Below are 19470 nucleotides of genomic sequence, written 5' to 3'. Positions count from 1 at the left end.
GGGTGGCGACGCTGTCAGGGGCGTGTTTATGTCACGTGCTACCGAACGACGCCGTAGCCATGTCGCCGACGGACGACTACGAGGCGGTGTTCGAGGCGTTCGACTGGGAGGCGGTCCTCGACACGTTCGACTGGGACGCTCCCGACGAACTGAACATCTCCCACGAGGCCTGCGACCGGCACGCCGGGTCGGGTGACCTCGGGTTCGTCTGGGTGTCCGAGGACGGCGAGGCGACGGAGTACACCTTCGCCAACCTGCGCGACGCCTCGAACCGGGTCGCGAACGCGCTGACCGACCTCGGCGTCGAACGGGGCGACCGGGTGGCGACACTGCTCCCGAAGATACCGGAGACCATCGTCACGGTGCTCGGCATCTGGAAGACGGGGGCGATGCACGTCCCCCTGTTCACCGCCTTCGAGGACCGGGCGGTCGAGTTCCGTCTCACCGACTGCGACCCGGAACTGCTCGTCGTCCACGCCGACCACACGGACACCGTCGCGGCCGTCGACGCCCCCGAGAGCCTCGTGACGGTCGGCGTCGGCGAGGACCCGGCGACCGACCACGCGTACGACACGCTCGTCGAGGAGCAATCCATGGACTTCGACGTCGTTCGAACCGCGATGGACGACCCCGCCACGATGCAGTACACCTCCGGGACGACGGGCGACCCGAAGGGGGTCGTCCTCCCGCACCGGGCACTCCCGGTCCTCTACCCGCACTCGAAGTACGCGCTGGACGTCGGGCCGGACGACGTCGTCTGGGGTGCGGCGGACCCGAGTTGGTCCTACGGACTGTTCACCACCGGATTCGCCCCGATGATGCTCGGTGCGACGCGCGTCCTCCACGGCGGGCAGTTCGACGCGGCCCACTGGGTCGATGTCCTCGACGAACACGGAATCACCGTCCTCGGGGCCGCACCGAGCGCCTACCGCGGCATCATGGCCGCCGGGGAGGAGGTCCTCGACGGACACTCCTTCGAGGACCTCCGGGTGCTGAGCAGCGCCGGCGAACCGCTGAACCCGGAGGTGTACAACTGGTTCGAGTCCCACCTCGGACTGCCCATCCACGACACGTACGGCCTCACCGAGGCGGGGATGGTCGTCAACAACTACGCCGGCCTCGACGTGGACGTCAGGCCGGGGTCGATGGGCCGTCCGTGTCCGGGCTACACGGTGGACCTCCTCGACCCCGAGACGCGGGAACCGGTCGGGACGGACGAAATCGGCGAGGTGGTGGTGAAACCCCGTGACTGGGTGCTGATGAGCGACTACTGGCGGCTCCCCGGGAAGCGCGAGGAGACGTTCCACGACGGATGGTTGCTGACCGACGACCTCGCCCGGCGCGACGAGGACGGCTACTACTGGTACGAGGGGCGCAGCGACGACGTCATCATCTCCTCTGGCTACCGAATCGGCCCCTTCGAGGTGGAGAGCAGCCTCATGGAACACCCCCTCGTCGCGGAGGCGGCCGTCGTCGGCGTCCCGGACGACCAGCGCGGCCAGCGAGTGAAGGCGTTCGTCGTCCCGACCGACCGGCACGAGGACCCCGATCGGGCCGCCTCTGACCTGCAGTCACACGTCAAGGAGCGACTGGCCCGACACGCCTACCCCCGCGAGGTCGAGTTCCTCGCGGAACTCCCGACGACGGCGACCGGGAAGGTCCAGCGGTACCGGCTTCTGGAGGGAGAGAACGACTAGAACGGTCGAAACGAGCGAAGTCGCTGTCGGGAGAGTGGCGGGTGGACTACCCGAATGGGCCGCCGCCCATGCCACCCATCCCCCCGCCCCCGCCACCGCCGCCTTGCTGTTCCATGCGTTTCATCATGCGCTGCATGTCGCCGTCGCCCATCCCCTGGAACTGCTTCAACATCCGCTCCATCATCTTGTGCTGTTCGAGCAGTTCGCGGACGCGCTCCTCGGGTTTGCCGGACCCGCGGGCGATTCGTTCGACGCGCGTCTTGCCGACGACCTTCGGGTTCTGCAACTCCTCTTCGGTCATCGAGTCCATCACCACCTCGAAGTCGCGCATCCGGCCCTGCGTGACGTCCATCGCGTCGTCGGGCAACTGGTCCATCAGGCCGCCGCCGATGCCCGGAATCATGTCGAGGACCTGATCGAGGGGCCCCATGTTGTTCATCGCCTGCATCTGCTTGCGCATGTCGTGCAGAGTGAACTGCCCCTTCATCATGTCCTCGGGGTCCCACTCGTCCTCGCCGCCCGTCTCCTGCATCGCGCGTTCGACGCGTTCGGCGAGTTGCTTCAGGTCCCCCATCCCGAGCAGCCGGGAGATGAAGCCGTTCGGTTCGAAGCGCTCGATGTCCGAGACGGTCTCGCCCGTCCCGAGGAAGGCGATGGTCGAGTCCGTCTCGTTGACGGCGGCGAGCGCACCCCCACCTTTCGCCGTCCCGTCGAGTTTGGTGATGACCACGCCGTCGATGCCCACCGCGTCGCCGAACGCGCGGGCCTGGTCTTTCGCCCCCTGCCCGATTGCCGCGTCGAGGACCAGCAGGTTGCGGTCGGGGTTCGCGAACCCCTCGATCTCCTTCAGTTCCTCGATGAGTTCCTCGTTCAGACCGGAGCGCCCGGAGGTGTCGACGATGCGCACGTCGGCGTCCTCGGTGGCCTCGAAGCCCGCGCGGGCGATTTCGACCGGATCCTCCTCGTCGGGGTCGCCGTAGAACTCCACCTCGGCGCGTTCGCACATCTGGCGGGACTGCTCGTAGGCGCCGGGCCGGAAGGTGTCGGTCTGGATGACGGCGGGGCGGAGGCCCTTCTTCGAGAACCACCACGCCATCTTGGCGGCGCTCGTGGTCTTCCCCGACCCCTGTAGACCGGCCAGCAGGATGGTCTGCGGTTCGAGGGGGAGTTCGGTGGAGTCGCCGACGAGGGCGACCATCTCCTCGTAGACGATGCGCAGGACGTGGTCCCGCGCGCTCGTACTCGCCGGGGGGTCCTCGTCGAGTGCGCGTTGCTTGATGGAGTCCGAGAGGTCCATCACGAGGCTGATGTCCACGTCGGCCTGGATGAGCGACCGCTGGATCTCCTTGACCACCTCCTCGACGTCCTCCTCGCTCAGGCGGGACTTCCCGGACAACTTGTCCAGGGTGCCGCGGAGGGAACTGCCGAGATTGTCGAGTACCATTGGCGGGGGCTACGCAATGGAGTCGGTAAAGGCTTTGCTCACGGTGTCTCCCCGCCCAGTCTCCCCGTCGGGGGTGCCGGACGGCGCTACGGCTGGGTCAGGGTCACGTCGCCGAAGCCGGCGAGGTTGCCGTTCTCGGCGCGGGTCACGGCCGCCAGCGCGTCGACGAAGCCGGCACCCACGTTCGCGGGGGTGTAGCCCTCGTGGGCCTCGTAGGCCGTCGCCTCGACGGTGTTGAGCACGTCGATGGGGGCCGGTTCGCTCCCCTGTGTCTGCGTGTAGGCGTCGACGACCAGCGTGGCCGACCCGCTGGTGACCGGGCAGGACATCGACGTGCCCGAGATGGCGGCATAGTAGAGGTTCGTGTCGCCATCCTGTAGCGGGTCGGCGGGCGACATCGTGCTCATCACGGCGTTGCCGGGCGCGCCGACGCCGTTGCGGTAGAGGCCGACGGGACCCGAGGTGCTCCCGGAGTCGTAGTACGCCCGGAGGTTGTCGAGCGCCGTCTTCCGGTCGTAGTTTGCGCCCGTCGAGGCGGCGCGGCCGCGCGAGGAGAAGTCCGTCACGGTCCTGTCGTCCTTCGTCGCGGCGACCGAGAGCACGTGCGGGGCCTTCGCGTAGTCGTTGAGCGTGTCGGTGCCGGGACCGCTGTTCCCGGCCGAGAAGACGGGCAGGACGTCCGCCTCGAACGTCTCCCACGTCGCCGTCTGGAGCGTCCCGTCGGGGTTGTAGTCGTCCGCGCTCGCGGAGCCGTAGGAGTTCGAGACGACCTGCACGTCGTCGGCGTGGTTCGCGAGGAGGTGGTCGAACGCGGCGGCGGCCTTCAGGATGGAGATGGCCGCCCCCGAGGAGTAGACGGTGAGGGTGGCGTCGGGGGCCATCCCCTCGTACTGGCCGTCGCTCGCGGTGCCATCGCCGGCGATGGTGCCGGAGCAGTGGGTGCCGTGGCCGATTTCGTCCGAGTCGAGGCCGCCGACGGGGAGCCACAGCGTGGGTTCCCCGAGCGGGTTGCCGGCCCACTGGTAGTTGTTCGCCACCGCGCCGAGGTCCGGGTGGTCGCCGTCCACACCCGAGTCGACGACGGCGGTGTGTGCCGCGGAGCCGGTGTACCCGAGGTTCGACTGGACCTGTGAGACCTTCGTGACCTCCTGTGCGTCGTCGTTGTGCCAGTCGAGGTCGCGGTTCTTCTCGACGTAGCGCACCGAGTCCCACGAGGCCACCTCCTCGACCTGCGGGCCGGTCAGGAGCGCGTAGCCGACCGGGAGCACCTCGAAGGCGAGGTAGCCCTCCGCGAGGTCGAGTTCGCCGAGTTCGCTCACTGCCCCGTTCGACTCGAAGACCACGAGCGTCTCCTGTGTGGCGTCCGTCGCCGTGTCGAGGAGGTCGCCGACGACGCCGAGACCGTCGTCGTCCGCGCTCGCCGTGCCCGTCGCGGCGGGCAGGAGCGCCCCCACGCCGAGTGCGCCCGTCGTCTTCAGCACAGAACGGCGCGACTGTCCCCCCGTGTCACCGTCTTCCGTGTGATGTCCCTCCATGGGTTAATTATAGCTCTTGAACATATTGAATTAAAACTCCCCCCTCACTGTTCGGGTGTGGGTGACCGTCTCACTCCGCGTCAGGTCGGGGATCGAGGAACGCCTCGACGAGTTTCCGCTCGGCGATTCTGATGTGCTCGTGGAACGTCGGCGTCGAGATGTCGAGCATCTCGGCGATGTCCGCGCCCGTATTCGCCCGCGGGGCGTCGAAGAACCCCGAGAGGTACGCCGTCGTCAGCACGGTCCGCTGGCGGTCGGTCAGCGCCTGGGTGGCGTCGTGCCCGTTCCGACCGGCGTCGGCGCGTTCGCGTTCGCGGCGCGCGACGAGTTCCGCCCCCGTCGAGAAGTCCTGGACGACCTCGACGACCCGTCGAACGTCCGTCCCCGGCGGGAACGTGGCGCGGACGCGGGCCTCGCCGTCGTCGGCCTCGACGGAGCGGATGGCCCCACCGAAGTCCGCCAGCACCTCGCCCAGTCCCTCGTCGGCCGAGACGCGGACGACGCCGGCGTCCCCCGACTCCCTGACGACGGTTCCGTCCACCTCGGTCTCCTCGAGGACGGTCGACGGGGCGGTCCCCTCGACCCGATAGAACCGGATGAGGCCGCCGTCGTCGCCGGGAACGGCCCCCGTGAACTCGACGGTCGCGCCCGCCAGCGACGCGGCGACGGGGAACTGCGACCGGTCGTTCAGGCGGAACTCCAGTTCGACGACGGTGTCCGCGAGAAGCGCCCGGCGTCGCTCGGCCGCGCTGATGGCGTAGGCGATGGTCTCCCCGAGTTCCCGCAGGACGTCCCGCTCCGTCTGGTCGAAGGCGTCCTCGCGGGGGGCGTAGGCGCAGACGACGCCGTAGGTCACGTCGCGGTAAACGAGGGGAATGGCCGCCGCCGACTCGTAGCCCGCCTCCAGCGCCGCCTCCCGCCAGGCGTCGACCCCCGGCCGGTCCGCGATGTACTCCGCGATCTGAACCTCGCGCGTCTCCAGTGCCGTCTCGGCGGTCGTGTCACCGTCTTCGAAGGTCAACTCCTCGCGGGCGTCGAGGTAGGCCTCCCCGGCCCCGGCGCTGACCCGCGGGACGACGCGACCCGTGGTCGTGTCGTACTCGCCCAGCCACGCGAAGCGGTAGGGCTCCTCGCCGCCCAGTCGTTCGACGACGGCCCGCTCGATCTCCTCTCGCGTCGAGGCGCGGACGAGGTCGCGGTTCACGTTGCGGATGACCTCGTTGATGCGGTTGAGCGTCCGCAGTCGCTCGGCCTGCCGTTCGAGTTTCTGCTCGCGGTGGTGGCGCTCGGTGATGTCGCGACCGATGCCACAGATGCCGAGCAGTTCGCCGTCGTCGTCCGTCAGCGCCGTGCCCGTGAACTCGTAGCGGATGCGCTGGCCGTCGCTGGTCTCGAGGAACGCCGTCTCCGTCGCCCGCCCCTCCTCGAGTGCCCGGGCGATGGCCGTCATGATGGGTTCGGTGTCCTCGTCGGCGATGAACTCCAGTGGCTCCATGCTGGCCACCTCCTCGTCGGTGTAGCCCGTCACCTCGGTGAGCGTCTCGTTCCACGCGAGAAAGCGCATCTCCGTGTCGAACAGGAAGAAGACGTCCGCGAGGGCGTCGAGTGACTCCTGCAGGAGGCTCTCGTACTCGCTGCGCGCGGCGTCCGTCTCCAGTTCGTGACGGACGGTGGCGGCGAGGTGCGCCGCGTCCGCCTCGTGGTCCCCGCTCAGGTGGACACAGCGGTCCGCACCGGCGTCGAGGGCCGCCGCGGCCGCCCGTCCGTCCTCGTGGAGGACGATCAGGGGGACGTCCTCGAACTGGGTCGGATCGCCCGTCGCCACCGGTGCGGACGCGACGACGCAGTCGACCGGGTCGTCCGGTTCCGTCGTCAGGCGAACGCCGTGTTCCCGTTCGAGCAGGTCCCAGAGCGCGTCTGCGACTGGTCCGCGGACCAGGGCACGAACCGAGTCGGTCATGGTTCCGAGTCTCTGGCCACTCGCTTGAGGCTTCCGCATCGCCGTGTCGCCCGCCCGATGCACAGAGCTACGTCGGCACGTCTCCGGGGTACGGGTATGCAGTCCATCGACGCGTCCGACTTCCACGACGTCGCGAAGGTGAGCGACCCACGGCTCTCCCCGGACGGCACCCGCGTCGCCTTCGTCCGGACGGTCCCCGACGGCGACGAGGAGTACGAGTCCACCGTCTACGTCGTCGACGCCGACGGGGAGGGCGAGGCCCGCTCGTTCACGGCACGCGAGGGGCGCGACGCCGAACCGCGCTGGAGTCCCTCCGGCGACCGCCTCGCGTTCACCAGCGTCCGCGGGGACGCGGACGCCCCGCAACTGTGGGTCCTGCCCACCGACGGCGGCGAGGCACGGCAGGTGACGGACGTGGTCGGCGGCGTCTCGAACCTCGTCTGGTCGCCCGACGGCGACCGAATCGCCTTCTGTCAGCGCACCACCGAAGCCGAACGCGAGGAGGGCCTCGACACCGAGGGCGACGAGGAGTACGAACGCGAGACGCCCGACCCGCGCGTCGTCGACCGGATGGTGTACCGCGCGGGGGCGGCCTACCTCGACGGCACGCGCAGTCACGTCTACACCGTCTCGCTCGGGGGCGAGGCGGACGAGGTGACCCGCCACACCGACGGCGACCGGGACTTCCTCGTCCCTGAGTTCGGCGACGGGGAGACGCTCTACTACGCCGTCAACCGCGACCCGGAACCCGACGACACCATCCGCTACGACGTCGACGCCCTCTCGCTCGAATCCGGCGAGGCCGAGACGGTGGCAGAGACGACGGGCTGGATCGGCGGCCTCGCCGCCACCGGGGACGGCCTGCTGGCCTACCCCCGCACCCTCGAGGAGAAGGCCGCGATGCGCCAGACGGACCTCGTCGCCCTCGACCGGGGGACGGGCGACGAGACGGTGCTCACCGCCGACCTCGACCGGACCGTCGTCCCCGGCGGCTTCCGGTGGGACGGCCGGTCGCTGTACTTCCTCACGCCCGACGAGGGAGAGGTGGTCCTCCGGCGGGCCGGTCTCGACGCTTCCCCCGAACGCGTCGTCGGGGGCGGTGAACTCTCCGGCCTCTCGGTCCGCGAGAGTCGCGTCGCGTTCATCCGGAGCGAGTGGGACCACCCCGGCGACGTGTTCTTCGCCGAGAACGGGGAGGTGACGCGACTCACCGCGGTCAACGCCGACCTCCTCGGCGACCGCCACGTCGGCGAACCGGAGGAGGTGTGGTTCGAGTCCTACGACGAGCAGAGCTCGTCGAGCAACCGGACGCAGTCCGGTGAGGGAGGAACCGAGATTCAGGGGTGGGTGCTGACACCCCCGGACTTCGACGAGGGCGACGACGAGCAGTACCCCCTCGCCGTCGAGATACACGGCGGCCCGCACGTCATGTGGAGCACGTCGGGGACGATGTGGCACGAGTTCCAGTTGCTGGCGGCGCGCGGCTACGTCGTCTTCTGGTGTAACCCGCGCGGGTCGACGGGCTACGGCGAGGACCACGCGATGGCCATCGAACGCGACTGGGGCGACGTGACCGCGACGGACGTCCTCGCGGGCGCGGACCTCGTGGCCGGGCGGGAGTACGTCGACGAGGAGAACCAGTTCGTCACCGGGGGCTCGTTCGGCGGCTACATGACGGCGTGGCTGGTCGGCCACACCGACCGGTTCGCGGGCGCGGTGGCCCAGCGGGGCGTCTACGACCTCTCGTCGTTCTACGGGTCGACGGACGCGTTCAAACTCGTCGAGATGGACTTCGGGACGACGCCGTGGGAGGACCCCGAGTTCCTCTGGGAGCACTCGCCCGTCGCCTACGTCGAGGACGTCACCACCCCCACCCTGGTGATGCACGCCGACGAGGACTTCCGCGTGCCCGTCAACAACGGCGAGATGCTCTACCTCTTCCTCAGAAAGCAGGGCGTCGACACCCGCCTCGTGCGCTACCCCCGCGAGGGCCACGAACTCTCCCGGTCGGGCGAACCGGCGCACGTCGTAGACAGGTTAGAGCGCACGATTCGCTGGTTCGACGGCTACTCCGACCACCACGACGTCCCCCGAGCGCTGGACCGGGGCGACGACGGCCTGAGCGTGGGCGAGGACGACGCGAGGGACGCGGGGGACGCGGACGACGAGGACGGGGACGAGTAGTCGCGACGGCCGCCCGAAAGCCCCATTCGGTCGCCCGGTGAACGACGCACGATGAGCGACTTCCAGAACACGGGCCACCCGGACCGCGACTGGTGGGAGGCACTCTGGCCGGACCCGGCGGGGACGCTCGAACGCCTCGGCGTCGGCCGCTGTGACTCCCTCCTCGACGTGGCCTGCGGGAACGGTCACTTCACGGTGCCGGCCGCCGGCCTCGTCGACGGACCGGTGTACGGTCTCGACCTCGATCCCGACCTCCTCGCGTCCCTGACGAAGTCGGCCGAGGCGGCGGGAGTGACCGTCCACGCCGTCGAGGCGGACGCGCGCACCCTCCCCGACTGCCTGCCCGAACGGGTCGAAGGTGCGCTCGTGGCGAACACGTTCCACGGCGTCCCCGACCGGACGGACCTCGCCCGGCGCGTCCACGAGACGCTCCTCCCCGGCGGCCGGTTCGCCGTCGTCAACTGGCACGACCGACCGCCCGAGGAGACGCCGGCCCTCGGCGAACCGCGGGGGCCGCCGACGGGCCTCCGGATGTCCCCCGAGGAGACGGCCGACGCGGTCGAACCGGCCGGGTTCAGCGCCGAGGAGACGGTCGACCTCCCCCCGCACCACTACGGGATCGTCTTCGAACGCGAGTGACTCGACTGCGGCCGGGAACTGTATCGTGGTAGCACACGTCACGGTAAAGTGGCGCGACCCGCTAATCGGTCCGTGAGCGCACAGCAATCCGACGACTGCCCGGTCTGCGGGGAGTCGTACGCCGAACGGGTCGTCGTCGAACGCGGCCTCCGGTGGGGTGACCTCTTCGCGGGGTCGCCGCTGGACTACTTCGGGCGCTATCGACGGCGCTGTACGGCGGGCTACGACGTCGAACGGGACCGGCAGGTCGGCGAGGACGAACGCGTGGCGTACTTCCACGCCGGCGAGGAGCGCCCGGCCGTCTTCTGACCTGTCGGGGGCGCGGCCACCGGACTGAAACGTCGTGACCTCGTAAGCGGGGATATGTCGAACGGAGGCCCCGACGTGCTTCGGTACGTCCCGACGGAATCGTGCGCACGATGTGGCGCTGCCGTGGAGGACGACCGCCGCGCGTTCGTCCTCGCCGACCGCCTCCGCGACGAGGAGGGCGAGACGGTGAGCGGAAACCTCTGTGCAGACTGCTTCGACCGCGTCCTCGCGGAAATTGAGGAGTAGCGTCCCCCGACTCAGAACGACTGTTCGTCCCGCTCCGAGTCACCCGGCCCCGGCGGGTCGCGGTCCGAGTACCCCTTTCTCCCCACGGCGGACTCGTCCACCAGCGTGAGCACCGTCCGCCGGGCGTCCTCCGGCGACTCGCACTGCCGGTCGGTGTGGTCGCCCACCACCTCACGGAAGGTCCGCGACCCGTTCTGCAGGCGAATCGTGTGGTCGCCGTGGGCCGCCACGAGGTCCGACAGCGTCGTCGGGTAGTCGTGGGCGGCGAGCGCCTCGCCCAGTCCGGCGAAGTCGATGCCACGGTCGCGGTCGGGCGGCGAATCGTCCTCCATCATCGTTCGTGATAGTCAGGGGGCTGGCCGCACAAATGCGTTGTTGCCGGGCGTCGTGACTACTCGGAAAGGGAAGTGGACGGGGACGTCGAACGGCGAGGCGGCGACGTACTGTGTCAGGCCGTCGCCTCGCCGGGTGCCGCGTCCTCGTCGCCGCCCAGCAGGCGGTCGACGATGCGGTCGGGGTCGAAGCGCTCGATGTCCTCGTAGCCCTGCCCGGTCCCGAGAAAGAGGATGGGCTTCCCGGTGACGTGGGCGATGGAGATGGCCGCGCCGCCCTGCGAGTCGGCGTCTGCCTTCGTGAGCACCGCGCCGTCGATGGCGGCGGCCTCGTTGAACTGGCGGGCGCGCTGGGTCGCGTCCTGTCCCGCCACCGCCTCGTCGACGAACAGCGTCATGTCGGGGTCGACGACGCGGTCGATCTTCTCTAGCTGGCTCATCAGGTCGTTGGAGGTGTGTAGGCGACCGGCCGTGTCGCCGAGCACCACGTCCACGTCGTGTGCGCGGGCGTACTCCACGGCGTCGTAGACGACGGCCGCGGGATCGCCGCCCTGTTCGTGGGTGATGATCTTCTTGCCGAGCGCCTCGGCGTGTTCGCGCAGTTGCTCGTTGGCCCCCGCGCGGTAGGTGTCGCCGTTGGCGAGCACCGTCGAGATGCCCTGGTCCTCGAAGTACCGCGAGAGCTTCGCGATGGTCGTCGTCTTGCCGACGCCGTTGACGCCGGTGAAGATGATGACCATCGGCTTGTCGGCGTCGCGCACGCGCGCCTCGAAGTCGAACTGCCCGACGCTGATGACGTCGACCAGCGCCTCCCGGAGCGCGTTCTCGACGACCTGCCCCGTCGACTGGACCTGTGCGCGGGTGGTCCCCTCGACGCGCTCGCGGATGTTCTGGAGGATCTCCTGTGCGACGGTCATCTCCACGTCGCTCGACAGGAGCGCGAGTTCCAGTTGTTCGAGCGGTTCGTCGAGGTGTTCGGGACGGATGATGACGCCGCCGGTGGCGAACGCCTTCGCGCGCTGGCCGAAACTCGGCGTGAAGTCGTCCCCGTCCTCGTCATCGTCATCGTCGTCGTCCACCTCGTCGGCGGCGGGTTCCGGCGTCGGGTCGCGGTCCGACGCCGGTTCGGGGTCGACCGCCTCGTCCGCCTCGACGGACTCGGGCGACTCGGCCGTCTCCGCCGGTTCGGCGCCGGCCGCCGACTCGGGGGGCCCGTCCTCGGTCGGTTCCTCGGCGGCGGCCTCCGCGTCCGCTTCGGCCGCGGCCTGTGCCTCCTCCTCGGCGGCCTGCTCCGCGGCCTCCTCGGCGTCCTCTCTGAACCGCCCCAGCTTCTCCTTCAGTCCGTCGAACATGGTGGGTCGCTACTCGTCGTCCTGCTCGCCCTGTTGCTGCTGCATCTGCTGCTGGAGCTGTTGCATCTGCTGTTGTTGCATCTGCTGGGCCTGCTGTTCGAGCTTCTCGCTCTCGCCTTCGAGCTCCTCGATCTCCTCCTCGACGCCCTCGATCTTCTCGTCGAGCAGCTCCTTGCGGCGTTCGAGGCTGTCGACGGCACCCTCCTCGTCGCGCTCCGCGGCGTAGCCGCCACCGAGGTCGACGACGACCTCGTCGATGTCGGAGACTTCGGCACGGATGTACGCGCCGCCGCCGAGGGGCACCTGCACGGTGTCGCCGGAGTCGAGGCGGTCGATGGCCTCGATGGCCTCGTCGGCCTCGCCCTTCTCGTCGCGGAAGCCCTGAATCTCCTCCTCGAGGGCCTCGATCTCCTGATCGATGGCCTGCATCTGCTGCTGGAGCTGTTCCATCTGGCCGCCGCCACCGCCGCCACCGAGGCTCATGCCTCCACCCCGTCGATGCGGACCTGCGTGCGCTTGAGCCCGTGTTCGGAGCCGAACCGCGAGAAGGCGAACTCACGGGCGACACGCTCGTTGGGTGCCTCGACCGACTTCGAGAACGACCGCCAGCCGCCTCGCGACTGGAACCGGCCGCTCACAGTAAACTGACTCATACCTGCTGATGCGTGAGGGAGCGGGAAGTAAGTTCCCTTTGGCTCTCGTCGCCGGCTCAGTCGATGTAGCCGAGGGCGTCCTCGATACGGCCGAGTTCGGGTCCGGTGGTCTCCCGCCCAACGATGTAGCCGTAGTCGTTGGCGACCAGCCCGGAGCCGACGAGCGGCGCGCCGTAGTTGATGGTGCCGATGTCGGCGTGGACGCCGAGGTGCTCTTCGAGGAAGTCGAGTTCTCCGTCCGTCGACTTGGGGTGACAGAGCACGCCCTCGTTGTTCGCCACCGCGGCGGTTCCGACGGTTCGGACGCCGCCGAGTTCGCCGCGCTCGACGGGGACGTCGAGGCCGTCTTTCACCGCCTGCACCGCGTTCCGGGGCAGGTCGGGGTGGACGTATGCCCCGTAGTCGTTCGCGAGGACGACGTTCCCGGCGGCGTTGATGCGCCCCGGCAGTTCGGTGACGGGGAGGTCCGTCGCCTCCTCGATAGTCTCGCGCTCGCGGTCGCTGATGCGACTGCTCGCGAGCAGGCCGTTCTCGTTGCCCGTGATGAGCGCGCCGACGGTCGACGAGCCACCGACGGTCGTCGGCAGCGCAGGCACCTCCAGCTCCTCGGCGAACTCCTCGACGGCGTCGTCGGGGGCGTCCGGCCGGATGAGCAGGCAGTCGTCCGTCGCCCGTGCGAAGACGCCGACGTACGTCGACCCGGAGAGTGCCGTGCGGAGCACGCCTATGCCGTCTCTGCTTCGACGACGCTCTCGCCCTCCTCCTCGAAGCGGGCGGCGCGGACGCGAAGCTTGCTCGGGGGTTTCTTGCGGCCGCGCGACCAGACCGCCTCGTTGATGGAGGGGTCCAGTCGGACGGCGTCGCCCTCGACGTTGAACTGCTTGGCGAGGTGCGAGCGGACGAGGCTCATCGCCTTGTCGGCGCGCTTGTGCTTCGGTTCCGACTTCACGTCACGGAGCGGGACGGTGACGACGCGCTCCTCGAAGTCGTTCGCGCTCATTCGTCCGTGTCGTTACGCCGCCAGTGGCGTCGCTTGGGGTTCTGCATCGTCTCGCGGTCGGTCTTGAGGATGACCCACGCGGGGACGCGGCTGTTCTGCCGCTCGAGCTTCGCGAGCCGCTTTTTCTTGGCCTTCGACTTCTTGCCCATAGTGGCAGGCACTTCCGCTGGCGTGCTTAAATGGTTGTTCCTTTGTTCGCCGCGAACGCCGTCGGGGTACCCACCGACGCGGGGAGGTTCCCGGCCCGCGTCGGCCCGCCGCCCGGCGGTTATCCGTGTGCTATGGTAACAGTGAGCTTATGACCGTCCCCGCCCTACTGTGACGCTGTAGCGCGCCTCGGGCAGCGCTGGCGGTGAGACGATGGAGATGGAAGAGTCACGACGGAAGCGCGGGGAGTCGGTCGGGGGGTCGGCCCCCGAGGGCTCCGCGACGGGGGAGGAATCGGAGATATCCCTGCGGTCGACGGCGGGCCGACCGTGGTTCGTCCGGGTCGCCGAGGGCGACCTGCTCTGGGAGGGCGACCGGGAACCGGTCCAGACGCTCCGCGCGTGGGAGGTCGAACGCGTCGGCGGGCGACGGGTCGACGTCGTCGAGCGCCGGACCGGCGACCGACAGACGCTGGACCGGAGGTGGGTCGAACGACAGCTCGCCACCGGGGCGATGAGCACGAACCTCGGGGGCGTCGAGTGGGTCCGCCTCCGCGAGTGGCCCCACCCGGACGGCGGGACCTACCTGACGGCCCTCGCCCACGGGGACAACGGCCGGACGTATCTGCGGCGCTACCGGCCCGTCGACGACGCGGGTCGGGTCGTCGAACTGTGGACCGACGACCCGGCGGCCCGCTGGCTCACGGACGCGGGACGGGCCACGCTCGACCACGGGGTGACGACAGCTATCGCCACGACGGGTGCCACGCTCCGGGAGGCGCGATAGGTGTCGGGAATCAGACGAGCGCCAGCGGCACCATGAGCGCCACCCCGGCGAGGACGCCCGCGGTCAGCTCCGGGTAGCCGCGGCCGGGCAACTCCTCGCCCACGTCCAGCGCCTCGGGGATGAACTCGCTCACCACGAGGTAGATCATCGCGCCCGCCGCGAAGCCGAACCCGACGGGGAGGAACTCGCGGGCGACCCGCACGAAGTAGAAGGCGACGACGGCCCCGACTGGCTGTGGCAGGCTGGAGAACACCGCCCACCAGACCATTCGCACGGGCGGGACGTCCATCGACCGCAACGGGATGGAGATGGCGAGCCCCTCCGGGACGTTGTGGATGGAGATGGCGACGGTCATGAACACCGCCAGCAGGGGTATCGAGAACCCGAACAGCGGGTAGCCCCCCTCGAAGCCCAGTTCCGCGAAGGAGACGCCGATGGCGACGCCCTCGGGGAACGAGTGGACCGTGAGGACGCCGAGGATGAGCACGAGTCTGCGGTAACCCGCCTCCTCGTACTGTTTCGGGTCCACCTCCGCCCCCTCGATGACCGCGTGGACGACGACGACCAGGACGACGCCCGCCGCGAGACCGACGACGAGCGGTATCGCCGTCCGGACGCCCGCCGACAGGCCGAGCGAGACGGGGAGAACCCACGGTTCTGCGGCCGCCAGCCCCTCGCCGACGAGGCCGAACACCGACGCCGCCACCATGATGCCGGAGGCCAGCCCCCAGAGCACGACGTTCCACCTGTCTGAGACGTCCTCGACGAGGAAGAAGGGGAGCGCCCCGATACCGGTCGCTAGGGCCGTCACGAGGCCCGCAACGAACACCAGCACGACGTTGGCGAACTCGACCACGTCCCCCGGTAGCCGTCCCCCGGCCATAAACCTATCACGAATTCGATAATTTAGGCGGGCCGAAACCGTCCCCGCTCAGAGCGGAATCCGGGCGACGGTGTCGTACTCCGGGCCCGCGCGGGTGAGGGTGCTCTCGGTGAGGGCCACCGACTCGACGCGCATCGTTCCCGCGTCGGGCGTCTCCTCCGCGACGACGCGCTTGACGTGGGTCTTCTCGCGGGCGTCGTCCATCCGCGCTATCGTGACGTGCGGGGTGAACTCGTGGTCCTCCGAATCGAAGCCGAGTGCCACGAGTCGGTCCTCGACGGCGGCCTGCAGGCGGGTCAGTTCCGCGCTCCCCTCGTCGGCGCCGACCCACACCACGCTGATGTAGTCAGTGCTCGGGAACGCGCCGTACCCGGTCAGTCGCAGGTCGAACGGTCCCACGTCGGCGTCCCCGACGGCGGCGGCGAGGGCCTCCTCGACGGCCGGGACGCGGTCCTCCTCGATGTCGCCGAGGAACTTCAGGGTGACGTGCGCGCCCTCCGGGTCGACGACCCTGATGCCGTCGACGTCGCGGAAGGGTTCCTGTGCGGCCCGAATCCCCTCGACGAGGGGGTCGCAGTCCACGCTGACGAACGCGCGCATCTCGTCTGTGAGAGCGGTGGCGTAGCCCTTAACCATACCAGTCGCCAAACCGGACCATGAGCGACGAGCGAGACCGGGACCATCGGTTCTCGGACGGCGAGGGGTTCGGCGACCCGTACGAGGGGTTCGACCTCGACCCGCCGGAACTCGAGGTCGACCCCGAACAGGTCGACCCGGTGGACTCCCGCGCCCTGACCGACCTGCTGGACGAACGCCAGATACCGAAAGGACAGATGGACGTGGAGGCCCTCATCGACGTGGGGCTCTCGTATATGCAGATCAACCGCTTCGAACAGGCCACCGAGACCCTCGAACGCGCCGCGCGCGTGGCCGACGACCCCCTCCTCGAACAGGAGGCGTGGGTCAACAAGGGGGCGGCCCACGCGGAACTGGAGGAGTACGACGAGGCCATCGGCGCCTACGAGGAGGCCCTGTTCATCGACGACGAGTCCGAACACGCCGCCACCGCCGAGACGAACCTCGCGTACGCGCTGTGGGAGGCCGGCCGGACCGAACAGGCCCTCGAACACGCCGAACGCGCCGTCGAGGTCGACCCCCGGTTCGGGCAGGCGTGGTACAACCGCGGGTTCTTCCTCGCCGAACGCGGCCTGAACGAGGAGGCCGTCGACTGCTTCGACAACGCCCTCAGACTCGACTTCCGCACCCCCGAGATACTTGAGGAGAAGGCGGCGGCGCTCGAACACCTCGGACGCGACGAGGAGGCCGAACGCCTCTCCGAGGAGGCCGACGAACTCCGCCAGCGCGCCGAAGCGCGGATGGTCGAATGATGCTCCTGACGGAACGAGAGACACAGGAGGGACTCCTCGTGTCGGTCTGCGACCCGGACGTCCTCGGCCAGACGTTCGAGGACGGTCCCGTCTCCCTCACCGTCGAGGAGTCCTTCTACGCGGAGGGGGCCGAGGAGGCCGACGAGGACCGCGTCGTCGGTGCGCTGGCCCGCGCCTCCGTCGCCAACATCGTCGGCACCCGCGCCGTCTCGCTGGCGGTCGAGAACGGCTTCGTCGACGAGAGCACGGTGTTGAACCTCGACGGGACGCGCCACGCCCAGTTGCTGCGGATGTAGGCCCGCGGTCCCGTCGCGTCCCCCCGCTCCTCACCGCCGTTCGTACTCCACGAGCGTCTTCGAGAGCGCCGTCTCTCCCTCCTCTCCCTCCATGACGAACTCCGGAAGCACCTGCAGGTCCGGCGAGTAGACGCCGCGCGAGACCACGCCCTCGTCCTCGCCGCCCACGAGCGACGTGACGAACCGGTAGCCCTCGACGCCGGCGAGGGTCGCCCGCTCGGTGATCTCCACGCGGAGGCGGTTGCTCCCGCCCGTCTCCCAGACGTCGCCGACGGTCACCGTCTCGCGCACCTGGAGGTAGTTGGCGATGCCGGTCTGCCCCATCGAGAAGAAGTAGCCGCCCGCCCGCGAGAGCATGAGGTCGGCCTGGAGGTCCTCGTCCACCGGGCCGCTGACGGTGTCCTCGAAGCGCTGGTCGCCGTACTCGTAGGTCAGGTCCACGCTCGCCGTCTCGCCGTCCGCCTCCGTCACGTCCACGACGAGGCGACCGCTCGCCCCGTCCGCGGCCAGTCCGTCCACCGTCTCGAAGGTGTACGTCTCGGGGCGCTCGAACCGGTAGAGCGTGAGGTCGTCGACCTTACCACCGCCGGAACCCTCGCCGCTCTCGTCGTCGCCCGCACCGCCCGTCGTCTCGCCGCTCTCGTCGTCGCCCGCACCGCCCGTCGTCTCGCCGCCGTCCCCTTTGGCCGTCGTCCCGCCCGAACCGTCGCCGTCGGCCGTCGCCCCGTCGCCCGCCGCTCCGTCGCCGGGTGCGGGACTCCCCGTCCCGTCGTCGCCGGTACACCCGGCGAGGCCGGTGGCCGCCGTGGCCGCGAGGAGGCCGAGGGACTGGCGTCGGGTGAGGCCGGCCGTCGCGTCGCGGTCGGTCGTCGCGCGTGCACGTCGTGTGTCGTCCGAGTACATCGCCCCCGAGTTCGGGGGATGTAGTGTAGTTATGAGTATATTTATCAGCGATAGGTACGGCCGAGACCGTCTCTCGGGTGCGCGACCGAAGGAGTGTTCCCTCTCGACACCGTCCCTCCGTACAATGGGAGTACAAGAGTCCGAACCGCTCGACGTCGAGCGCATCCGCGAGGACTTCCCCATCCTCGGGCGGAAGGTCGGCGGGGACGTCTCGACGCCGGGTGAGGGGCCGGGCGACGACACGCCGCTGGTCTACCTCGACAACGCGGCGACGAGCCAGACCCCCGACCGCGTCGTCGACGCCATCGCGGAGTACTACCGGGTGTACAACTCGAACGTCCACCGCGGCATCCACAGCCTCAGCCAGGAGGCCAGCGTCGCCTACGAGGAGGCCCACGACACGGTCGCCGACTTCGTCGGCGCCGAGGGCCGCGAGGAGATCGTCTTCACCAAGAACACCACCGAGGCGATGAACCTCGTCGCCTACGCGTGGGGGCTGGAGGAACTCGGCCCGGGCGACGAGGTCGTCCTCACGGAGATGGAACACCACGCCTCGCTGGTGACGTGGCAACAGATCGGCAAGCGCACCGGCGCCGCGGTGAAGTACATCCCCGTCGACGAGCAGGGTCGCCTCGACATGGACGCCGCCGCGGAACTCATCACCGACGACACGCGGATGGTCAGCGCCGTCCACGTCTCGAACACGCTGGGGACGATAAACCCCATCGCGGACCTCGCCGACCTCGCCCACGACCACGACGCCTACGTCTTCGTGGACGCCGCCCAGTCGGTCCCGAACCGGCCCGTCGACGTCTCCGACCTCGGCGCGGACTTCCTCGCGTTCTCGGCGCACAAGATGTGCGGCCCGACCGGCGTCGGAGCGCTCTACGGGCGCGAGCACATCCTCGAAGAGATGCAGCCGTACCTCTACGGCGGCGACATGATCCGGAAGGTCACCTACGACGACGCGACGTGGGAGGACCTCCCGTGGAAGTTCGAGGCGGGCACGCCGAACGTCGCCGACGGCATCGCGTTCGCCGAGGCGTGCGAGTACCTCGACGACGTCGGACTGGAGCGGATTCAGGCCCACGAACAGCAGTTGACGGAGTACGCCTACGAGGAACTCGACGCGCGCGGCGACGTCACCATCTACGGCCCGCCCGCCGACGACCGCGGCGGTCTCGTCGCGTTCAACGTCGACGGCGTCCACGCCCACGACCTCTCCTCTATCGTCAACGACTACGGCGTGGCCATCCGCGCGGGCGACCACTGCACCCAGCCACTCCACGACAAACTCGGCGTCGCCGCCTCCGCGCGGGCGTCGTTCTACCTCTACAACACGCGAGAGGAGATCGACGTGCTGTTGGAGGCGGTCGACGCCGCGGTCGAACTGTTCGCCTGAGGCGCGTTCCCGAGAGCGAGCCTCCGGGCGAACGAGCGGCCGAACTCCGACCACCGGGCACGAACGGTGTGGGTGCGCCGACGGGGGCGACGAGTGCTTTTCTTCGGACTTCCCGCTGTGAGCGCTCGCCGACCGCGAGGTCGACGAGCGGCGCGTTTGGAGTGACGTCTCGGTTCTCGCGGCCGGTTCGAATCCCCTACGAACGACTGTTCGTGGTTCGGTGCCAAATCGAACGGTCACGAAAATCCTTACACGAAACTCAGTAAATCTTTTCAAGATGCTTCCGCTACGGACGGTGTGAACGTTGTCTCACT

General features: G+C 69.4%; 22 protein-coding genes. 9 read left to right on the top strand and 13 right to left on the bottom strand.

Annotated features, from left to right (window positions below; translation table 11 throughout):
* The first annotated feature begins 59 nt into the window (after positions 1-59).
* The gene (locus NKG96_RS15680) at positions 60-1697 is read left to right on the top strand and encodes an acetate--CoA ligase (RefSeq protein WP_254536110.1); all 1638 of its coding nucleotides are present in this window, start codon (positions 60-62) and stop codon (positions 1695-1697) included.
* A 46-nt stretch (positions 1698-1743) separates the two neighbouring features.
* Here the strand turns inward: NKG96_RS15680 and NKG96_RS15675 are convergent, their stop codons facing one another.
* The 3 genes from NKG96_RS15675 to NKG96_RS15665 all read right to left on the bottom strand — a co-directional run bounded on the left by NKG96_RS15675 (position 1744) and on the right by NKG96_RS15665 (position 6636).
* Complete coding sequence (locus NKG96_RS15675; RefSeq protein ID WP_254536109.1) at positions 1744-3141, bottom strand: signal recognition particle protein Srp54; 1398 nt, start codon at positions 3139-3141, stop codon at positions 1744-1746.
* An 86-nt stretch (positions 3142-3227) separates the two neighbouring features.
* Complete coding sequence (locus tag NKG96_RS15670; protein ID WP_254536108.1) at positions 3228-4676, bottom strand: S8 family serine peptidase; 1449 nt, start codon at positions 4674-4676, stop codon at positions 3228-3230.
* Positions 4677-4746: 70 nt separating this feature from the next.
* Positions 4747-6636: a bacterio-opsin activator domain-containing protein gene (locus NKG96_RS15665; protein ID WP_254536107.1), complete on the bottom strand. Its 1890-nt coding sequence runs from the start codon at positions 6634-6636 to the stop codon at positions 4747-4749.
* Between the two features lie 96 nt (positions 6637-6732).
* Between NKG96_RS15665 and NKG96_RS15660 the strand changes: the two genes are divergently transcribed.
* From NKG96_RS15660 to NKG96_RS15645, 4 genes are all read left to right on the top strand, one after another.
* Entirely contained in the window at positions 6733-8820 is a 2088-nt protein-coding gene (locus NKG96_RS15660; protein ID WP_254536106.1) for a S9 family peptidase, read from the top strand.
* Between the two features lie 51 nt (positions 8821-8871).
* Positions 8872-9459, top strand: coding sequence for a class I SAM-dependent methyltransferase (locus NKG96_RS15655; protein WP_254536105.1), 588 nt, complete (start codon positions 8872-8874; stop codon positions 9457-9459).
* Positions 9460-9531: 72 nt separating this feature from the next.
* Positions 9532-9768, top strand: coding sequence for a hypothetical protein (locus NKG96_RS15650; RefSeq protein ID WP_254536104.1), 237 nt, complete (start codon positions 9532-9534; stop codon positions 9766-9768).
* A 54-nt stretch (positions 9769-9822) separates the two neighbouring features.
* A complete protein-coding gene (locus NKG96_RS15645) occupies positions 9823-10014 on the top strand; it encodes a hypothetical protein (RefSeq protein ID WP_254536103.1) in 192 nt (63 codons plus the stop codon).
* Positions 10015-10025: 11 nt separating this feature from the next.
* On the opposite strand, the gene NKG96_RS15640 is transcribed toward NKG96_RS15645, so the two are convergent.
* The 7 genes from NKG96_RS15640 to NKG96_RS15610 all read right to left on the bottom strand — a co-directional run bounded on the left by NKG96_RS15640 (position 10026) and on the right by NKG96_RS15610 (position 13500).
* Positions 10026-10349, bottom strand: a complete 324-nt coding sequence (locus tag NKG96_RS15640) for a DUF5789 family protein (RefSeq protein ID WP_254536102.1) — start codon at positions 10347-10349, stop codon at positions 10026-10028.
* Positions 10350-10462: 113 nt separating this feature from the next.
* Entirely contained in the window at positions 10463-11698 is a 1236-nt protein-coding gene (ftsY, locus tag NKG96_RS15635; protein WP_254536101.1) for a signal recognition particle-docking protein FtsY, read from the bottom strand.
* 9 nt (positions 11699-11707) lie between these two features.
* Positions 11708-12181 (bottom strand): prefoldin subunit alpha, encoded by a 474-nt coding sequence (gene pfdA, locus NKG96_RS15630; RefSeq protein WP_254536100.1) that lies wholly within the window; start codon positions 12179-12181, stop codon positions 11708-11710.
* Complete coding sequence (gene rpl18a, locus NKG96_RS15625) at positions 12178-12351, bottom strand: 50S ribosomal protein L18Ae (RefSeq protein ID WP_254536099.1); 174 nt, start codon at positions 12349-12351, stop codon at positions 12178-12180. Before rpl18a ends, pfdA begins: the two co-directional genes overlap by 4 nt.
* A gap of 56 nt (positions 12352-12407) precedes the next feature.
* Positions 12408-13073 carry a translation initiation factor IF-6 gene (locus NKG96_RS15620; protein WP_254536098.1) on the bottom strand — a complete coding sequence of 222 codons (666 nt, stop codon included), beginning with the start codon at positions 13071-13073 and terminating at the stop codon, positions 12408-12410.
* Positions 13074-13075: 2 nt separating this feature from the next.
* Entirely contained in the window at positions 13076-13351 is a 276-nt protein-coding gene (locus NKG96_RS15615; protein ID WP_254536097.1) for a 50S ribosomal protein L31e, read from the bottom strand.
* The gene (locus NKG96_RS15610; protein ID WP_254536096.1) at positions 13348-13500 is read right to left on the bottom strand and encodes a 50S ribosomal protein L39e; all 153 of its coding nucleotides are present in this window, start codon (positions 13498-13500) and stop codon (positions 13348-13350) included. Before NKG96_RS15610 ends, NKG96_RS15615 begins: the two co-directional genes overlap by 4 nt.
* Before the next feature lie 217 nt (positions 13501-13717).
* Here NKG96_RS15610 and NKG96_RS15605 point away from each other — a divergent pair, with 217 nt between their 5' ends.
* Positions 13718-14284 carry a hypothetical protein gene (locus tag NKG96_RS15605; protein ID WP_254536095.1) on the top strand — a complete coding sequence of 189 codons (567 nt, stop codon included), beginning with the start codon at positions 13718-13720 and terminating at the stop codon, positions 14282-14284.
* A 10-nt stretch (positions 14285-14294) separates the two neighbouring features.
* On the opposite strand, the gene NKG96_RS15600 is transcribed toward NKG96_RS15605, so the two are convergent.
* Together NKG96_RS15600 and thpR are read right to left on the bottom strand one after the other, a co-directional pair.
* The gene (locus tag NKG96_RS15600; RefSeq protein ID WP_254536094.1) at positions 14295-15167 is read right to left on the bottom strand and encodes a ZIP family metal transporter; all 873 of its coding nucleotides are present in this window, start codon (positions 15165-15167) and stop codon (positions 14295-14297) included.
* A 48-nt stretch (positions 15168-15215) separates the two neighbouring features.
* Entirely contained in the window at positions 15216-15767 is a 552-nt protein-coding gene (thpR, locus tag NKG96_RS15595) for an RNA 2',3'-cyclic phosphodiesterase (RefSeq protein ID WP_368409317.1), read from the bottom strand.
* Positions 15768-15823: 56 nt separating this feature from the next.
* On the opposite strand from thpR, the gene NKG96_RS15590 reads away from it, so the two are divergent.
* Together NKG96_RS15590 and NKG96_RS15585 are read left to right on the top strand one after the other, a co-directional pair.
* Positions 15824-16555: a tetratricopeptide repeat protein gene (locus tag NKG96_RS15590; RefSeq protein ID WP_254536092.1), complete on the top strand. Its 732-nt coding sequence runs from the start codon at positions 15824-15826 to the stop codon at positions 16553-16555.
* The gene (locus tag NKG96_RS15585) at positions 16555-16851 is read left to right on the top strand and encodes a DUF424 domain-containing protein (protein ID WP_254538155.1); all 297 of its coding nucleotides are present in this window, start codon (positions 16555-16557) and stop codon (positions 16849-16851) included. The genes NKG96_RS15590 and NKG96_RS15585 overlap by 1 nt, the downstream gene beginning before the upstream one ends.
* Before the next feature lie 30 nt (positions 16852-16881).
* Here NKG96_RS15585 and NKG96_RS15580 read toward each other — a convergent pair whose 3' ends face one another.
* Positions 16882-17754 (bottom strand): hypothetical protein, encoded by an 873-nt coding sequence (locus NKG96_RS15580; RefSeq protein ID WP_254536091.1) that lies wholly within the window; start codon positions 17752-17754, stop codon positions 16882-16884.
* 124 nt (positions 17755-17878) lie between these two features.
* On the opposite strand from NKG96_RS15580, the gene NKG96_RS15575 reads away from it, so the two are divergent.
* Positions 17879-19156 carry an aminotransferase class V-fold PLP-dependent enzyme gene (locus tag NKG96_RS15575; RefSeq protein ID WP_254536090.1) on the top strand — a complete coding sequence of 426 codons (1278 nt, stop codon included), beginning with the start codon at positions 17879-17881 and terminating at the stop codon, positions 19154-19156.
* The last annotated feature ends 314 nt before the right edge of the window (positions 19157-19470 follow it).

This window comes from Halomarina litorea, from assembly GCF_024227715.1.
In the GTDB taxonomy this organism is placed as follows: Archaea; Halobacteriota; Halobacteria; order Halobacteriales; family Haloarculaceae; genus Halomarina; species Halomarina litorea.
The sequence above is the reverse complement of the archived record's forward strand: the minus strand, read 5'-3'. Positions and strand labels throughout refer to the sequence as shown.

Excerpts from the sequence above, each read along its gene's own strand:
- NKG96_RS15680 (WP_254536110.1), top strand. The coding sequence starts at position 60 with ATGTCGCCGACGGACGACTACGAGGCGGTGTTCGAGGCGTTCGACTGG.
- NKG96_RS15675 (WP_254536109.1), bottom strand. The coding sequence starts at position 3,141 with ATGGTACTCGACAATCTCGGCAGTTCCCTCCGCGGCACCCTGGACAAG.
- NKG96_RS15670 (WP_254536108.1), bottom strand. The coding sequence starts at position 4,676 with ATGGAGGGACATCACACGGAAGACGGTGACACGGGGGGACAGTCGCGC.
- NKG96_RS15665 (WP_254536107.1), bottom strand. The coding sequence starts at position 6,636 with ATGACCGACTCGGTTCGTGCCCTGGTCCGCGGACCAGTCGCAGACGCG.
- NKG96_RS15660 (WP_254536106.1), top strand. The coding sequence starts at position 6,733 with ATGCAGTCCATCGACGCGTCCGACTTCCACGACGTCGCGAAGGTGAGC.
- NKG96_RS15655 (WP_254536105.1), top strand. The coding sequence starts at position 8,872 with ATGAGCGACTTCCAGAACACGGGCCACCCGGACCGCGACTGGTGGGAG.
- NKG96_RS15645 (WP_254536103.1), top strand. The coding sequence starts at position 9,823 with ATGTCGAACGGAGGCCCCGACGTGCTTCGGTACGTCCCGACGGAATCG.
- NKG96_RS15640 (WP_254536102.1), bottom strand. The coding sequence starts at position 10,349 with ATGATGGAGGACGATTCGCCGCCCGACCGCGACCGTGGCATCGACTTC.
- ftsY (WP_254536101.1), bottom strand. The coding sequence starts at position 11,698 with ATGTTCGACGGACTGAAGGAGAAGCTGGGGCGGTTCAGAGAGGACGCC.
- pfdA (WP_254536100.1), bottom strand. The coding sequence starts at position 12,181 with ATGAGCCTCGGTGGCGGCGGTGGCGGCGGCCAGATGGAACAGCTCCAG.
- rpl18a (WP_254536099.1), bottom strand. The coding sequence starts at position 12,351 with ATGAGTCAGTTTACTGTGAGCGGCCGGTTCCAGTCGCGAGGCGGCTGG.
- NKG96_RS15615 (WP_254536097.1), bottom strand. The coding sequence starts at position 13,351 with ATGAGCGCGAACGACTTCGAGGAGCGCGTCGTCACCGTCCCGCTCCGT.
- NKG96_RS15610 (WP_254536096.1), bottom strand. The coding sequence starts at position 13,500 with ATGGGCAAGAAGTCGAAGGCCAAGAAAAAGCGGCTCGCGAAGCTCGAG.
- NKG96_RS15605 (WP_254536095.1), top strand. The coding sequence starts at position 13,718 with ATGGAAGAGTCACGACGGAAGCGCGGGGAGTCGGTCGGGGGGTCGGCC.
- NKG96_RS15600 (WP_254536094.1), bottom strand. The coding sequence starts at position 15,167 with ATGGCCGGGGGACGGCTACCGGGGGACGTGGTCGAGTTCGCCAACGTC.
- thpR (WP_368409317.1), bottom strand. The coding sequence starts at position 15,767 with ATGCGCGCGTTCGTCAGCGTGGACTGCGACCCCCTCGTCGAGGGGATT.
- NKG96_RS15590 (WP_254536092.1), top strand. The coding sequence starts at position 15,824 with ATGAGCGACGAGCGAGACCGGGACCATCGGTTCTCGGACGGCGAGGGG.
- NKG96_RS15585 (WP_254538155.1), top strand. The coding sequence starts at position 16,555 with ATGCTCCTGACGGAACGAGAGACACAGGAGGGACTCCTCGTGTCGGTC.
- NKG96_RS15580 (WP_254536091.1), bottom strand. The coding sequence starts at position 17,754 with ATGTACTCGGACGACACACGACGTGCACGCGCGACGACCGACCGCGAC.
- NKG96_RS15575 (WP_254536090.1), top strand. The coding sequence starts at position 17,879 with ATGGGAGTACAAGAGTCCGAACCGCTCGACGTCGAGCGCATCCGCGAG.